The sequence below is a fragment of the Kluyvera sichuanensis genome, assembly GCF_014218705.1.
In the GTDB taxonomy this organism is placed as follows: Bacteria; Pseudomonadota; Gammaproteobacteria; order Enterobacterales; family Enterobacteriaceae; genus Kluyvera; species Kluyvera sichuanensis.
The window spans coordinates 1-15,420 of the sequence record NZ_JABBJF010000036.1; the positions used below are offsets into that span (position 1 = coordinate 1).

Below are 15,420 nucleotides of genomic sequence, written 5' to 3' on the forward strand. Positions count from 1 at the left end.
AAAAATTGTTGGGGTATCGCCAAGCGGTAAGGCTCTGGTTTCTGATACCAGCATTCCGAGGTTCGAATCCTCGTACCCCAGCCATTTTCAAAAAGTCGTTCACTTTTGTGGACGCACCCGTTGGGGTATCGCCAAGCGGTAAGGCTCTGGTTTCTGATACCAGCATTCCGAGGTTCGAATCCTCGTACCCCAGCCATTTTCAAAAAGCTCGCTTCGGCGAGCTTTTTTTGTTTTTATCCCTTTATATCCCCGGGGTCACTGCGTTCGCCCGGGCTACTACTTCAATGTCGCCCGAGCGAGCAAACTATAATCCCAGCGCGTACTTCAGCGCCTGACGCTTCAACACGCCCGCGCGCTGCGCCGCCATCAGCCCCAGGTTGCGTAAAATCCGCAGCGGGCCGAGATCGTTGCTAAAACCGGCGTAGAACAGATCCATCCCACTTTGCATCAGCAAGTTATCCACTCGACGGCGCGCCTGGTAGCGCTCTAGCACCGGTAGGCTAGACCAGTCTTCGCCGATGCTACGCGCGTTTGCCAACACATCCAGCAGCGCATCGACGTCGCGATAGCCAAGGTTTACCCCCTGCCCCGCCAGCGGATGAATGGTGTGTGCGGCATCGCCTATCAGCACCAACCCCGGCTGCACATACTGCTGCGCGTGACGGCGAGTCAGTGGAAATGCCCCGGCGGCAACCGGCGTGATAGTTCCTAAACGTTCCGGAAAATGGCGCGTGATTTCCCGCTGTAGTTGCGGCATCGGCAGCGACTGTAGCTGACGGATCCGCGCCGGGGTGTCGTACCACACCAGCGAAGCCCACTTATCGAACAGCGGTAAGAAAGCGCGCGGCCCGGTTGGCGTAAACTGTTGCCAGGTGCTGTCACCCGGTTCATTGTCACACTGTACGGTAATCAGCATGCAGGACTGCGGATACTGCCAGCCGTTAGTGCCAATTCCCGCCTGCTGACGCACCTGCGAAAGCGCGCCATCAGCGCCCACCACCAGGCGAACCGAAACCTGACGGTCATCATCAAGCTGTAAAACGTGGCTATCTCCATCAGCCCGCATCGCATTGAGCGACGTACCGTGCAGCAACGTCACCTGCGGATGCGCTTCCAGCGCCTGCCAAAGCGCCAACTGCAGAACGTTGTTCTCGACCATATAGCCAAGGTTAGGCAGCTTCAGCTCGCTGGCATCAAAAACAACGTGTGCGGTTTGCCACTCCCAGGTCTCCAGTCGACGCCAGGGATGTGCCCGCATTGCCAGCACAGCGTCCCAGACGCCGAGGCCACGTAACAGCTGCACCGACGCGGCGCTGATGGCTGAAATCCGGACATCAGGCTGTGAGGCCGGGTCAAAGTCCGGCGGCGGACTCTTTTCCAGCACCGCCACGGAAAACCCTTGTTGCGCCAACCCTAATGCCAGCGCACCACCGACCATCCCGCCGCCAACCACCGCAACGTCTTTATGTAGAATTGTCATCATTTATTATCCTTAAAGCCGAATACCTTCAGTTTACCGGACTTTCGCCCTCTGAGGCCAATAACCGTCAAGCTGGTCACAACCGCACCAAAGCATTACAATACGCGCCCTGCAATGTGGGCTATTCATAATTGAGCAAGAGCAAGTCGATGACAAAAAAACTCCATATTAAAACCTGGGGCTGTCAGATGAACGAATACGATTCATCAAAGATGGCCGATCTGCTGGATGCCACTCATGGGTATCAACTGACTGAAAACGCAGCAGAAGCCGACGTCCTGCTGCTGAATACCTGCTCAATCCGTGAGAAAGCCCAGGAGAAAGTCTTCCACCTTTTAGGCCGCTGGAAATTACTTAAAGCAAAAAATCCTAAGCTGATTATTGGTGTTGGCGGCTGCGTCGCCTCACAGGAAGGCAAACTTATCCGCCAACGTGCACACTACGTGGATATCGTTTTTGGCCCGCAGACCCTGCACCGCCTGCCAGAAATGATCGATGCCGTGCGTAATAACCGCCGCCCGGTGGTTGACGTCAGCTTCCCGGAAATCGAGAAGTTTGACCGCCTGCCGGAGCCGCGCGCCGACGGCCCGACCGCGTTTGTCTCGATCATGGAAGGCTGCAATAAATACTGCACCTACTGCGTGGTGCCGTACACCCGTGGTGAAGAGGTCAGCCGTCCGTACGACGATATTCTGTTTGAGATTGCCCAATTGGCCGCTCAGGGCGTGCGCGAAGTCAACCTGCTGGGGCAGAACGTCAACGCCTGGCGCGGTGAGAACTTCGACGGTACTACCGGCAGCTTTGCCGAGCTGCTGCGTCTGGTGGCGGCAATTGACGGCATCGACCGTATCCGTTTCACCACCAGCCATCCGATCGAATTTACCGACGATATTATCGATGTCTACCGCGATACCCCGGAGCTGGTGAGCTTCCTGCATCTGCCGATTCAGAGCGGCGCTGACCGTGTGCTGAACATGATGGGGCGTACCCATACCGCGCTGGAGTACAAATCCACCATCCGTAAGCTGCGTGAAGCGCGCCCGGATATTCAGATTAGCTCCGACTTTATCGTCGGCTTCCCGGGCGAAACCGACCAGGACTTTGAGCAGACCATGAAGCTGATTGGCGACGTGAACTTTGACGTCAGCTTTAGCTTTATCTTCTCCGCGCGTCCGGGAACGCCAGCGGCCGATATGGTCGACGACGTGCCGGAAGAGGTGAAAAAACAGCGCCTCTACATTCTGCAGGAACGCATCAACCAACAGGCAATGGCCTGGAGCCGTCGTATGCTCGGCACCGTGCAGCGCATTCTGGTAGAAGGCACTTCCCGTAAGAGCATTATGGAGCTGACCGGACGCACCGAGAACAACCGCGTGGTCAACTTTGAAGGTACGCCGGATATGGTCGGTAAATTCGTCGATGTGGAGATCGTTGACGTCTACACTAACTCACTGCGCGGCAAGCTGGTGCGCACCGAGGACGAAATGGGCCTGCGTATCGTTGAATCACCGGAGTCGGTGATTGCGCGTACTCGCAAAGAGAGCGACGCTGGCGTTGGGATTTATCAGCCATAATCGCCCTGGCCCGTCTCCCCTGACGGGCCTTGTATTTCCTGCCGTCATCCCCATATTTACTGCAATGCTTGCGCCTTTTTACTGCGGCGTGAATAATTCCTTTATCAGCCGGTCACGTCTTACTACCGGCAACTCATGCATAAGAGGAACAGTTTGAACATAGACACTCGCGAAATTACCCTGGAGCCAGCCGACAATGCCCGTCTGCTGAGCCTGTGTGGCCCGTTTGATGACAATATCAAACAGCTGGAGCGACGACTGGGCATCGAGATCAACCGCCGCGATAACCATTTCAAACTGACGGGACGCGCTATCTGCGTGACCGCCGCTGCCGACATTCTACGCAGCCTGTACGTTGATACCGCGCCAATGCGCGGCCAGCTTCAGGATATTGAGCCGGAACAGATTCACCTGGCGATTAAAGAAGCGCGCGTGCTGGAACAGAGCGCGGAGAGCGTGCCGGATTACGGCAAAGCCATCAATATCAAAACCAAACGCGGGGTGATTAAACCGCGTACGCCGAACCAGGCGCAGTATATCGCCCATATTCTCGACCACGACATCACCTTCGGCGTAGGCCCTGCCGGTACCGGTAAAACCTACCTTGCCGTCGCCGCCGCCGTTGATGCGCTGGAGCGCCAGGAGATTCGCCGTATTCTGCTGACCCGCCCTGCGGTCGAAGCGGGCGAAAAACTCGGCTTCCTGCCGGGCGATTTAAGCCAGAAGGTTGACCCGTATCTGCGCCCGCTGTACGACGCGCTGTTCGAGATGCTGGGCTTCGAGAAAGTCGAAAAGCTGATGGAGCGTAACGTCATCGAAGTTGCGCCGCTGGCCTACATGCGCGGCCGTACGCTGAACGATGCCTTTATCATCCTTGATGAGAGCCAGAACACCACCATCGAACAGATGAAAATGTTCCTGACCCGTATCGGCTTCAACTCCAAGGCGGTGATTACCGGCGACGTCACCCAGATTGACCTGCCGCGCAGCACCAAATCTGGCCTGCGCCACGCTATTGAAGTGCTGGCTGAAGTCGATGAAATTAGCTTTAACTTCTTCCACAGCGAAGACGTGGTGCGCCACCCGGTGGTTGCCCGCATCGTTAACGCTTACGAGGCGTGGGAAGAAGCCGATCAAAAACGTAAAGCCGAGCAGGCCGCGGAACGTAAACGCGAAGCTCAGGCGCAGGAGCAGAAATGAGTCAGGTGATCCTCGATCTCCAGTTGGCCTGTGAAAACAACACCGGTCTGCCAGAAGAAAGTCAGTTTCAGGCATGGCTGGATGCCGTCATCCCACAGTTTCAGGAAGAATCAGAAGTTACGATTCGCCTGGTGGATGAGGCTGAAAGCCACGAACTGAACCTCACCTACCGCGGCAAGGATAAGCCAACCAACGTGCTGTCATTCCCGTTTGAAGCACCGCCGGGAATGGAAATGCCGCTGCTGGGCGATTTGATCATCTGCCGCCAGGTCGTTGAGCAGGAAGCCGTTGAGCAAGGCAAGCCGCTGGAAGCCCACTGGGCGCATATGGTGGTGCACGGTAGCCTGCATCTGCTGGGCTATGACCATATCGAAGATGAGGAAGCGGAAGAGATGGAAAGCCTCGAGACAGAGATAATGCTTGCTCTGGGCTATGAGGATCCGTACATTTCCGAGAAAGAATAAACGGTAGGGCTTCGGCCCTGCCTTTTTATACTTGAAGTAAGACGAGTACACATGCCGTCCGGCGCTGAATTTACGCGTGACGAGCGACAGTTAAATCAACATGAGAACCCAAACGACGCCATGAGCGACGACAATTCACACAGTAGTGACACAGTAAACAGCAAAAAGGGATTCTTCTCCCTCTTACTCAGCCAGCTTTTCCACGGTGAACCAAAAAACCGTGACGATCTCCTGGCGCTGATCCGTGATTCCGGGCAGAACGAGCTTATCGATGAAGATACGCGCGATATGCTTGAAGGGGTAATGGATATCGCAGACCAACGCGTCCGCGACATCATGATCCCGCGCTCCCAAATGATTACCCTGAAACGCAACCAGACCCTGGACGAATGTCTTGATGTGATCATCGAGTCCGCCCACTCGCGCTTCCCGGTGATCAGTGAGGATAAAGATCACATCGAAGGGATCCTGATGGCGAAAGATCTGCTGCCGTTTATGCGCAGCGACTCCGAAGCCTTCAGCATGGATAAAGTGTTACGCACCGCGGTTGTCGTGCCGGAAAGCAAACGGGTTGACCGTATGCTGAAGGAGTTCCGCTCCCAGCGCTACCATATGGCCATCGTTATCGATGAGTTTGGCGGCGTATCGGGTCTGGTGACGATTGAAGACATTCTCGAACTGATTGTCGGCGAAATTGAAGATGAGTATGACGAAGAGGACGATATCGACTTCCGTCAGCTCAGCCGCCACACCTGGACGGTACGCGCGCTGGCCTCTATTGAGGACTTCAACGACGCGTTCGGCACCCACTTCAGCGATGACGAAGTGGACACCATTGGCGGTCTGGTAATGCAGGCCTTTGGCCACCTGCCTGCCCGTGGGGAAACCATCGACATCGATGGTTACCAGTTTAAGGTCGCTATGGCGGACAGCCGTCGTATTATTCAGGTTCACGTTAAAATCCCGGACGATTCCCCACAACCGAAACTGGATGAATAACCTTCATGGCATTTGCCTCACTGCTTGAACGCCAGCGCATTCGTCTGCTGCTGGCGCTACTTTTCGGAGCCAGCGGTACGCTGGCTTTTTCTCCCTATGACTTCTGGCCAGCAGCGATTGTTTCGCTGATAGGGCTGCAGGTGCTGACGCTTAACCGTCGTCCCGTGCAGGCCGCCGCCATTGGTTATTTCTGGGGCTTTGGCCTGTTTGGTACCGGCATTAACTGGGTCTACGTCAGCATCGCGCAGTTTGGCGGTATGCCGGGCCCGGTCAACGTCTTCCTCGTCGTGCTGCTGGCCGCCTATCTCTCGCTCTATACCGGCTTGTTTGCCGGCATTCTGTCGCGCTTGTGGCCGAAAACCAACTGGGTTCGCGTCGCTATTGCCGCGCCGGTTGTCTGGCAAATCACCGAGTTCCTGCGCGGCTGGGTGCTGACCGGCTTCCCGTGGCTGCAGTTTGGCTACAGCCAGATTGACGGCCCGCTGAAAGGGCTGGCGCCGCTGATGGGCGTTGAGGCCATCAACTTCCTGCTGATGGCGGTAAGCGGGCTGTTAGTGCTGGCATTGGTGACCCGCAACTGGCGTCCTCTGGTCGTTGGCGTCATTCTCTTCGCCCTGCCGTTCCCACTGCGTTACATCCAGTGGTATACCCTGCAAACCGACAAAACCACTCAGGTTTCACTGGTGCAGGGCAATATTCCACAGGCCATGAAGTGGGATGAAGGCCAGTTGATTAATACGCTGAAAATCTACCTTGATGCCACCGAGCAGGTGATGGGCAAATCGCAGCTGATTATCTGGCCGGAGTCGGCGATTCCGGATCTGGAAATCAACCAGCAGCGCTTCCTGAGCATGATGGATGATTTACTGCGCGCCAAAGACAGCACGCTTATTACCGGTATTGTCGACCAGCGACTCAATAAGCAGAACCGCTACGACACTTACAACACCATCATCACGCTGGGTAAAGACAGCCCGTACAGCTACGAGTCGACCAACCGTTACAACAAAAATCACCTGGTGCCATTTGGTGAGTTTGTCCCGCTGGAGTCGATTCTGCGCCCGCTCGCGCCGTTCTTTGACCTGCCGATGTCGTCATTCAGCCGTGGGCCGTACGTCCAGCCGCAGCTGCAGGCGCATAACCTGAAGCTAACCGCTGCTATCTGCTACGAGATTATTCTCGGCCAGCAGGTGCGCGACAACTTCCGCCCGGACACCAACTTCCTGCTGACTATCTCTAACGATGCGTGGTTTGGTAAGTCTATCGGCCCGTGGCAGCACCTCCAGATGGCACGCATGCGCGCGCTGGAGCTGGCGCGTCCGCTGCTGCGTAGCACCAACAACGGCATTACCGCCGTGATTGGCCCACGCGGTGAAATTCAGGCGATGATCCCGCAGTTCACGCGTCAGGTACTGACCACCAAAGTGACGCCAACCACCGGGTTAACGCCGTATGCACGTACCGGCGACTGGACCGTGTGGCTGATTACCGCACTGTTTGGTTTTGGTGCGCTGGTGATGAGCCTGCGTCAGCGTCGCAAGTAAAACTCTGCACTACCGAATGTAGGCCGGATAAGGCGGTACGCCGCCATCCGGCAACCGTGCCGTATGGCGCCTGATGGCGCTGTGCTTATCAGGCCTACAGGTCCTTTTCCACTCGTAAACCTCCCTCACAAAGCCCATTCTGGCACGCCAATTGCTTAATATAATCAAGAGGCTGCACACCACCGACTGGCGCAACTAAGTTGCACCACAACAACACATCGGTAGCACCAAAATCGTGCAAACTGCGATTTTTGCCTCAAATCGGTGCGGCGCGCTTCGCAAAAATAAACAATAAGGCAGCAAAATCTTTACATTAAGCCAAACTAAATGCTAACAAACACACATAACGCTGCACGCTAAAGACGCAGCGAGAACAACACAACAATCACAATGGGTATCAATGCATCTTTGCCGATGCAGAGGATAAAGGAGTTGGATATGCAATTACGTAAACTGGCCGCCGCCATGCTGGTCATGGGTGTGACCGCTGGCCTGGCGCATGCAGAAGACGCACAGCCTGCCGCCGATGCCGCGCAGCAATCGACGCTGGATAAAATTGCTAAAAACGGCGTTATCGTCGTTGGCCACCGCGAATCATCTGTGCCGTTCTCCTACTACGACAACCAGCAGAAAGTGGTCGGTTACTCTCAGGACTACTCCAACGCCATCGTTGACGCTATCAAGAAAAAGCTCAACAACCCGAAACTGGACGTGAAGCTGATTCCAATCACTTCCCAGAACCGTATTCCACTGCTGCAAAACGGCACCTTCGACTTTGAGTGTGGCTCTACCACCAACAACGTCGAACGCCAGAAACAGGCTGCATTCTCCGACACCATCTTCGTGGTCGGTACGCGTCTGCTGGTGAAAAAAGGCGGCCCGATTAAAGACTTCCCGGATCTGAAAGACAAAGCGGTGGTTGTGACCTCCGGTACTACCTCTGAAATTCTGCTGCACAAGCTGAACGACGAGCAAAAAATGAATATGCGCATCATCAGCGCCAAAGACCACGGTGACTCCTTCCGTACCCTGGAAAGCGGTCGTGCGGTGGCGTTTATGATGGATGATGCCCTGCTGGCTGGTGAACGTGCGAAAGCCAAGAAACCAGACAATTGGGAGATCGTCGGCAAGCCGCAGTCTCAGGAAGCTTACGGCTGTATGCTGCGTAAAAACGACCCGGACTTCAAAAAGCTGATGGATGACACCATCGCTCAGGCACAGACTTCAGGCGAAGCGGCGAAATGGTTTGATAAGTGGTTCAAAAACCCAATTCCACCGAAAAACCTGAACATGAACTTTGAGCTGTCAGAAGAGATGAAAACGCTGTTCAAAACGCCAAACGACAAAGCACTTAACTAATTAAAAAAATGGGGCGGATAAATCTGCCCTCTCGATTGTAGTTCAGCACGGACAGACTATACGTCAGGTGGTCGTTCCCCACCTGGCCTGAATACCGCAAAACGCTGTTCCACAATCTTCGAGGGTAGCAGGTCGTACTGCTACCCTTTTTTTTCTGGAGTTCATTATGTCAATAGACTGGAACTGGGGTATCTTTTTACAACAGGCCCCATTCGGCAACACCACCTATCTCGGCTGGCTGTGGAGCGGCTTTCAGGTCACCGTCGCACTCTCGATTACCGCCTGGATTATCGCTTTCCTCGTCGGCTCGCTGTTCGGCATCCTGCGTACCGTTCCTAACCGCTTTTTATCCTCACTCGGCACCTGCTACGTCGAGCTGTTCCGTAACGTCCCGCTGATTGTGCAGTTCTTTACCTGGTACCTCGTGGTGCCGGAATTACTGCCGGAAAATCTCGGCATGTGGTTTAAGTCGGAGTTGGATCCGAACATCCAGTTCTTCCTCTCTTCGATGATCTGTCTGGGTCTGTTCACCGCCGCCCGCGTCTGCGAGCAGGTGCGCGCCGCCATTCAGTCGCTGCCGCGCGGGCAGAAGAACGCCGGTCTGGCGATGGGCCTGACGCTACCGCAAACCTACCGCTACGTGCTGCTGCCGAACGCCTATCGCGTAATTGTGCCGCCAATGACCTCCGAGATGATGAACCTGGTGAAGAACTCGGCCATCGCCTCCACGATTGGTCTGGTCGATATGGCCGCGCAGGCAGGCAAGTTGCTGGACTACTCCGCGCACGCCTGGGAATCCTTTACGGCGATCACCCTCGCCTACGTCTTCATTAACGCCGTGATTATGCTGGTAATGGCGCTGGTGGAACGCAAAATCCGCCTGCCAGGCAATCTGGGAGGTAAATAATGTACGATTTTGACTGGAGTTCGATTGTTCCGTCGATGCCTTACCTGCTGGCAGGTCTGGTTATCACCCTCAAAATTACCGTCACGGCGATTATCATCGGTATCGTCTGGGGTACGCTGCTGGCGGTGATGCGCCTGTCGGCGTTTAAACCTGTTGCCTGGTTTGCTAAAGCCTACGTCAATATTTTCCGCTCCGTGCCGCTGGTGATGGTGCTGCTGTGGTTCTACCTGATTGTGCCGGGCTTCCTGCAAAACGTGCTTGGGCTGTCACCAAAAAGCGATATCCGCCTGATCTCGGCGATGGTGGCGTTCTCGATGTTTGAAGCCGCCTACTACTCCGAGATTATCCGTGCAGGTATTCAGAGCATCTCGCGCGGGCAGTCCAGCGCCGCACTGGCGCTGGGGATGACCCACTGGCAATCAATGAAGCTCATCATTCTGCCGCAGGCTTTCCGCGCCATGGTGCCGCTGCTGCTAACCCAGGGGATTGTCCTGTTCCAGGATACCTCGCTGGTGTACGTCCTGAGCCTCGCGGACTTCTTCCGTACCGCTTCCACGATTGGTGAGCGTGACGGGACTCAGGTGGAAATGATTCTGTTTGCTGGTTTTGTCTATTTTGTGATTAGCCTTAGCGCCTCGCTGCTGGTCAGCTACTTGAAGAAAAGGACCGTATAATGATTACCCTGAAAAACGTCTCTAAATGGTATGGTCACTTTCAGGTGCTGACCGATTGCTCCACGGAAGTGAAAAAAGGCGAAGTGGTGGTGGTGTGCGGGCCGTCCGGCTCCGGCAAATCCACGCTGATTAAAACCGTTAACGGTCTTGAGCCAGTACAGCAGGGAGAAATCCTGGTCAACGGCACTAAGGTCAACGACAAAAAAACCGACCTCGCGAAGCTGCGTTCTCACGTCGGCATGGTGTTCCAGCACTTCGAGCTGTTCCCGCACCTGTCGATCATCGAGAACTTGACGCTGGCGCAGGTTAAGGTTCTGAAACGCGATAAAGCCGCGGCCCGCGAAAAAGGCTTAAAGCTGCTCGAGCGAGTAGGGCTTTCCGCGCACGCCAACAAGTTCCCGGCGCAGCTCTCCGGCGGCCAGCAGCAGCGTGTGGCAATCGCCCGTGCGCTCTGTATGGATCCGGTCGCAATGCTGTTTGATGAACCAACATCGGCGCTCGATCCTGAGATGATCAACGAAGTGCTGGACGTGATGGTCGAGCTGGCCCATGAAGGGATGACCATGATGGTGGTGACTCACGAAATGGGCTTTGCGCGCAAGGTGGCCAACAGAGTTATCTTTATGGACGAGGGCAAGATCGTTGAAGATGCCGACAAAGAGGCCTTCTTCGCTAACCCGAAATCTGACCGCGCGAAAGATTTCCTCGCCAAAATCCTGCACTAATCCCAACCTCATGTTGCCCGGCCGAGCGAAGCGACGCCGGGTCGGGCACTGAGCTATCCCGGCGTCGCTTCGCTCGGCCGGGCTACCCTTTTGCGCGTCTCATCACGCTTTCGCGTTTCTGCTCTCGTTCATTCCACATGCAGGATTTACCCTTGTCACAAAATAATGCTGACAAGGAACCGCTATGGCACTGCCAATTATTCTTGATTGCGACCCGGGTCATGATGACGCGATCGCTATTGTTCTCGCCCTCGCCTCACCTGAGCTGGAGGTGAAAGCTATCACCTCTTCCGCCGGTAACCAGACGCCGGACAAAACCCTGCGTAACGTCCTGCGCATGTTGACGCTGCTCCAGCGTCCGGATATTCCAGTCGCTCGCGGCGCGATAAAGCCGTTGATGCGTGAGCTGATTATTGCCGACAACGTTCACGGCGAGAGCGGGCTTGATGGCCCGGCGTTGCCGGAGCCGTCCTTTGCACCGCAGCCTTGCACCGCCGTTGAGCTGATGGCCAAAACCCTACGTGAAAGCCCGCAGCCGGTCACTATCGTATCAACAGGCCCGCAAACCAACGTCGCGCTGCTGCTCAACGGCCACCCGGAGCTGCACGCAAAAATCGCCCGCATCGTTATCATGGGCGGTGCGATGACGCTCGGCAACTGGACGCCTGCCGCCGAGTTCAACATCTTTGTTGATCCGGAAGCCGCGGAAATCGTCTTCCAGTCGGGAATTCCGGTCGTCATGGCTGGACTTGATGTGACGCATAAAGCGCAAATCCACGCTGCCGATACCGAACGTTTTCGCGCGATTGGCAACCCGATTTCAACCATTGTTGCCGAGCTACTCGACTTCTTTATGGAATACCACAAGGATGAAAAGTGGGGCTTTGTTGGCGCGCCGCTGCACGACCCGTGTACCATCGCCTGGCTGCTGAAGCCGGAGATCTTCACTACCGTTGAGCGCTGGGTTGGTGTTGAGACGCAGGGGAAATACACGCAGGGTATGACGGTGGTGGATTACTACTTCCTGACGGGGAATAAACCGAACGCGACGGTCATGGTGGACGTAGACCGAGAGGCATTTGTTGATCTGTTGGCTGAACGGTTAGCGTTTTACCATTGAGCCTGCCCCGGCGGCGCTGCGCTTGGCCGGGCTACAATCCTCATGTAGCCCGGGCGAACGGAGTGCCCCCGGGAATGCCCATTACGGCTCGAACGGCCGACGCTGGAACTGGTCATGCCCGCACTTCGGGCAGCGCGGCAGCACGTCCGGCGTATACACCGCCAGATGGTAGTGACACTTCTCACACACCAGGTTACCCAACCCCACCACTTCCCCACTGTGATACACCCCGTGATGGTTCAGGTCCTGGAACACTTCGCGCCATTCCAGCTGCGTTTTGTCGGTAATATCCACCAACTCCTGCCAGATACTTTCCTTAATCACCCGCAAAAACACGCTGTCGGAATCATCTTCCTGGCTTTCGCTGTAGCTCATCGCGAACTCTTCGAGGTCACGACGAACGGCGCGCAGCAGTTCATCTATTTCAGTACGCGTTAACTCGCTGGTTTGTGCGACCTTCGCCCGCGCCTGCGCGACCAGGGCATCGATATCGCGTTCACCATTGCGCAGACGTTCAGTTAGCGAGCCCACTAATTCACGGTAAATTTGAGCAACCTTGTTCATTGTTTCCTCTCCCAGCCAGTTAACCTCTTCTAATAATAGCCGTTATTTGATTTCTGCTTTGCCAGCTTCACCACAGAGTTGATAAATGACGCTCGGAGCTTTTCGCCGCCTTAACGTGCGAAAGGCTGTTTTGACGTGAACGTTTGGGCTATGCTATGCGGATCTGAAATACCACATCTATAGGCTACATTTGTAGCTGTATTGAAAACAGGATCACTGGCTGCCATGCAAGAGCAATACCGCCCGGAAGAGATAGAATCGAAAGTCCAGCTTCACTGGGATGAGAAGCGCACATTTGAAGTTACTGAAGACGAGAGCAAAGAGAAGTATTACTGCCTGTCGATGCTTCCCTATCCTTCTGGTCGACTACACATGGGCCACGTCCGTAACTACACCATCGGCGACGTTATTGCTCGCTATCAGCGCATGCTGGGCAAAAACGTTCTGCAGCCAATCGGCTGGGATGCGTTCGGCCTGCCGGCTGAAGGTGCTGCGGTAAAAAATAACACTGCGCCTGCGCCATGGACCTACGACAACATCGCGTACATGAAAAACCAGCTCAAAATGCTGGGCTTTGGCTATGACTGGAGCCGCGAACTGGCCACCTGCACCCCAGAATACTATCGCTGGGAGCAGAAGTTCTTCACCGAGCTGTATAAAAAAGGCCTGGTGTACAAGAAGACCTCTGCGGTGAACTGGTGTCCGAATGACCAGACCGTACTGGCGAACGAACAGGTTATCGACGGCTGCTGCTGGCGCTGCGATACCAAAGTTGAGCGTAAAGAGATCCCACAGTGGTTTATCAAAATCACCGCTTACGCTGACGAACTGCTGCGCGATCTGGATAACCTGGATCACTGGCCTGACACCGTGAAAACGATGCAGCGCAACTGGATCGGCCGTTCCGAAGGGGTTGAAATCTCCTTTGACGTTAACGACTACGCCAACAAGCTGACCGTTTACACCACCCGTCCAGATACCTTTATGGGCTGCACCTACCTGGCCGTTGCTGCGGGTCACCCGCTGGCACAGCAGGCTGCGGCGAACAACCCAGCCCTGGCAGCTTTCGTCGACGAATGCCGCAACACCAAAGTGGCTGAAGCCGATATGGCGACCATGGAGAAAAAAGGCGTCGACACCGGCTTTAAAGCCATTCACCCACTGACCGGTGAAGCGATCCCGGTATGGGCGGCAAACTTCGTCCTGATGGAGTACGGTACTGGCGCAGTGATGGCCGTTCCGGGCCACGATCAGCGCGACTATGAATTTGCGACTAAATACGGCCTGAACATCAAGCCGGTTATCCTTGCCGCAGACGGCAGCAAGCCGGATCTCTCCGAGCAGGCGCTGACCGAAAAAGGCACCCTGTTTAACTCCGGCGAGTTCGACGGCCTGAGCTTTGAAGACGGCTTCAACGCTATTGCTGACAAACTGACGGCGATGGGCGTGGGCGAGCGTAAAGTGAACTACCGTCTGCGCGACTGGGGCGTATCCCGTCAGCGCTACTGGGGTGCGCCAATCCCAATGGTGACGCTGGAAGATGGCACCGTGCTGCCAACCCCAGAAGATCAGCTGCCGGTTATCCTGCCGGAAGATGTGGTCATGGACGGCATCACCAGCCCGATCAAAGCCGACCCAGAGTGGGCAAAAACCACCGTTAACGGTATGCCTGCGCTGCGTGAAACCGACACCTTCGACACCTTCATGGAATCTTCATGGTACTACGCGCGTTACACCTGCCCGCAGTATCAGGAAGGCATGCTGGACTCTAAAGCGGCGAACTACTGGCTGCCGGTTGATATCTACATTGGCGGTATCGAACACGCCATCATGCACCTGCTCTACTTCCGCTTCTTCCACAAACTGATGCGTGATGCGGGCATGGTCAACTCTGACGAACCGGCTAAACAGCTGCTGTGTCAGGGCATGGTGCTGGCGGATGCCTTCTACTACGTGGGCGCAAACGGCGAACGTAACTGGGTTTCCCCAGTTGACGCTATCGTTGAGCGCGACGAGAAAGGCCGTATCGTGAAAGCGAAGGACGCGGCGGGTCATGAACTGGTGTATACCGGCATGAGCAAAATGTCCAAGTCCAAAAACAACGGCATCGACCCGCAGGTGATGGTTGAGCGCTACGGTGCGGATACCGTGCGTCTGTTCATGATGTTTGCTTCTCCAGCGGATATGACCCTGGAATGGCAAGAATCCGGCGTTGAAGGGGCGAACCGCTTCCTGAAACGCGTCTGGAAACTGGTCTACGAACACACCGCTCAGGGCCCGGTTGCGGCGCTGAACGTCGATGCGTTAACGGAAGATCAGCAGGCACTGCGCCGTGACGTTCATAAAACTATTGCTAAAGTTACCGATGATATCGGTCGTCGTCAGACCTTCAACACCGCCATCGCGGCGATCATGGAGCTGATGAACAAACTGGCGAAAGCACCGCAGGAAGGCGAGCAGGACAGAGCGCTGATCCAGGAATCGCTGTTGGCCGTCGTGCGTATGCTCAACCCGTTCACCCCACACGTTAGCTTCACGCTGTGGCAGGAGCTGGGCGGCGAAGGCGATATCGACAACGCGCCGTGGCCGGTGGCTGACGAGAAAGCGATGGTGGAAAACACCACGCTGGTCGTGGTTCAGGTCAACGGTAAAGTTCGCGGTAAAATCACCGTTGCGGTTGATGCGACTGAAGAGCAAGTTCGTGAGCGTGCAGGCCAGGAACACCTGGTTGCGAAATACCTTGAGGGCGTAACCGTGCGTAAAGTGATTTACGTACCGGGCAAGCTGCTTAACCTGGTCGTTGGCTAAGC

13 protein-coding genes and 2 tRNA genes are annotated in these 15,420 nt (G+C 55.5%); 13 read left to right on the top strand and 2 right to left on the bottom strand.

Annotated features, from left to right (window positions below):
* Positions 1–9: 9 nt before the first annotated feature.
* Both HII27_RS23600 and HII27_RS23605 read left to right on the top strand, forming a co-directional pair.
* Positions 10–84, top strand: a tRNA-Gln gene (locus HII27_RS23600).
* 37 nt (positions 85–121) lie between these two features.
* Positions 122–196 (top strand) — tRNA-Gln (locus tag HII27_RS23605).
* A gap of 108 nt (positions 197–304) precedes the next feature.
* Here the strand turns inward: HII27_RS23605 and ubiF are convergent.
* The gene (ubiF, locus tag HII27_RS23610) at positions 305–1,480 is read right to left on the bottom strand and encodes a 3-demethoxyubiquinol 3-hydroxylase (RefSeq protein ID WP_185669849.1); all 1,176 of its coding nucleotides are present in this window, start codon (positions 1,478–1,480) and stop codon (positions 305–307) included.
* 149 nt (positions 1,481–1,629) lie between these two features.
* On the opposite strand from ubiF, the gene miaB reads away from it, so the two are divergent.
* The 10 genes from miaB (at position 1,630) to rihA (ending at position 12,046) form a co-directional block, all read left to right on the top strand.
* A complete protein-coding gene (miaB, locus tag HII27_RS23615) occupies positions 1,630–3,054 on the top strand; it encodes a tRNA (N6-isopentenyl adenosine(37)-C2)-methylthiotransferase MiaB (protein WP_185669816.1) in 1,425 nt (474 codons plus the stop codon).
* Positions 3,055–3,207: 153 nt separating this feature from the next.
* Positions 3,208–4,254, top strand: a complete 1,047-nt coding sequence (locus HII27_RS23620; protein WP_185669817.1) for a PhoH family protein — start codon at positions 3,208–3,210, stop codon at positions 4,252–4,254.
* Positions 4,251–4,718, top strand: coding sequence for an rRNA maturation RNase YbeY (gene ybeY / locus HII27_RS23625; RefSeq protein ID WP_185669818.1), 468 nt, complete (start codon positions 4,251–4,253; stop codon positions 4,716–4,718). Before HII27_RS23620 ends, ybeY begins: the two co-directional genes overlap by 4 nt.
* Positions 4,719–4,838: 120 nt before the next feature.
* Entirely contained in the window at positions 4,839–5,717 is an 879-nt protein-coding gene (corC, locus tag HII27_RS23630; protein ID WP_185669850.1) for a CNNM family magnesium/cobalt transport protein CorC, read from the top strand.
* Positions 5,718–5,722: 5 nt separating this feature from the next.
* On the top strand, positions 5,723–7,261 hold the full coding sequence (gene lnt, locus HII27_RS23635; RefSeq protein WP_185669819.1) for an apolipoprotein N-acyltransferase: 1,539 nt from the start codon (positions 5,723–5,725) through the stop codon (positions 7,259–7,261).
* Positions 7,262–7,699: 438 nt separating this feature from the next.
* The gene (locus tag HII27_RS23640) at positions 7,700–8,620 is read left to right on the top strand and encodes an amino acid ABC transporter substrate-binding protein (RefSeq protein WP_185669820.1); all 921 of its coding nucleotides are present in this window, start codon (positions 7,700–7,702) and stop codon (positions 8,618–8,620) included.
* A 166-nt stretch (positions 8,621–8,786) separates the two neighbouring features.
* Positions 8,787–9,527 carry an amino acid ABC transporter permease gene (locus tag HII27_RS23645; protein WP_035894314.1) on the top strand — a complete coding sequence of 247 codons (741 nt, stop codon included), beginning with the start codon at positions 8,787–8,789 and terminating at the stop codon, positions 9,525–9,527.
* A complete protein-coding gene (gene gltK, locus HII27_RS23650) occupies positions 9,527–10,201 on the top strand; it encodes a glutamate/aspartate ABC transporter permease GltK (RefSeq protein ID WP_185669821.1) in 675 nt (224 codons plus the stop codon). Before HII27_RS23645 ends, gltK begins: the two co-directional genes overlap by 1 nt.
* On the top strand, positions 10,201–10,926 hold the full coding sequence (gene gltL, locus HII27_RS23655; protein ID WP_185669822.1) for a glutamate/aspartate ABC transporter ATP-binding protein GltL: 726 nt from the start codon (positions 10,201–10,203) through the stop codon (positions 10,924–10,926). Before gltK ends, gltL begins: the two co-directional genes overlap by 1 nt.
* Positions 10,927–11,110: 184 nt before the next feature.
* Positions 11,111–12,046, top strand: coding sequence for a pyrimidine-specific ribonucleoside hydrolase RihA (rihA, locus tag HII27_RS23660; RefSeq protein ID WP_185669823.1), 936 nt, complete (start codon positions 11,111–11,113; stop codon positions 12,044–12,046).
* Between the two features lie 81 nt (positions 12,047–12,127).
* Here rihA and HII27_RS23665 read toward each other — a convergent pair whose 3' ends face one another.
* Complete coding sequence (locus HII27_RS23665) at positions 12,128–12,610, bottom strand: zinc ribbon-containing protein (RefSeq protein WP_185669824.1); 483 nt, start codon at positions 12,608–12,610, stop codon at positions 12,128–12,130.
* 225 nt (positions 12,611–12,835) lie between these two features.
* Between HII27_RS23665 and leuS the strand changes: the two genes are divergently transcribed.
* Positions 12,836–15,418: a leucine--tRNA ligase gene (gene leuS, locus HII27_RS23670; protein ID WP_185669825.1), complete on the top strand. Its 2,583-nt coding sequence runs from the start codon at positions 12,836–12,838 to the stop codon at positions 15,416–15,418.
* Positions 15,419–15,420 lie beyond the last annotated feature (2 nt).

Excerpts from the sequence above, each read along its gene's own strand:
- ubiF (WP_185669849.1), bottom strand. The coding sequence starts at position 1,480 with ATGACAATTCTACATAAAGACGTTGCGGTGGTTGGCGGCGGGATGGTC.
- miaB (WP_185669816.1), top strand. The coding sequence starts at position 1,630 with ATGACAAAAAAACTCCATATTAAAACCTGGGGCTGTCAGATGAACGAA.
- ybeY (WP_185669818.1), top strand. The coding sequence starts at position 4,251 with ATGAGTCAGGTGATCCTCGATCTCCAGTTGGCCTGTGAAAACAACACC.
- corC (WP_185669850.1), top strand. The coding sequence starts at position 4,839 with ATGAGCGACGACAATTCACACAGTAGTGACACAGTAAACAGCAAAAAG.
- lnt (WP_185669819.1), top strand. The coding sequence starts at position 5,723 with ATGGCATTTGCCTCACTGCTTGAACGCCAGCGCATTCGTCTGCTGCTG.
- HII27_RS23640 (WP_185669820.1), top strand. The coding sequence starts at position 7,700 with ATGCAATTACGTAAACTGGCCGCCGCCATGCTGGTCATGGGTGTGACC.
- HII27_RS23645 (WP_035894314.1), top strand. The coding sequence starts at position 8,787 with ATGTCAATAGACTGGAACTGGGGTATCTTTTTACAACAGGCCCCATTC.
- gltK (WP_185669821.1), top strand. The coding sequence starts at position 9,527 with ATGTACGATTTTGACTGGAGTTCGATTGTTCCGTCGATGCCTTACCTG.
- gltL (WP_185669822.1), top strand. The coding sequence starts at position 10,201 with ATGATTACCCTGAAAAACGTCTCTAAATGGTATGGTCACTTTCAGGTG.
- rihA (WP_185669823.1), top strand. The coding sequence starts at position 11,111 with ATGGCACTGCCAATTATTCTTGATTGCGACCCGGGTCATGATGACGCG.
- HII27_RS23665 (WP_185669824.1), bottom strand. The coding sequence starts at position 12,610 with ATGAACAAGGTTGCTCAAATTTACCGTGAATTAGTGGGCTCGCTAACT.
- leuS (WP_185669825.1), top strand. The coding sequence starts at position 12,836 with ATGCAAGAGCAATACCGCCCGGAAGAGATAGAATCGAAAGTCCAGCTT.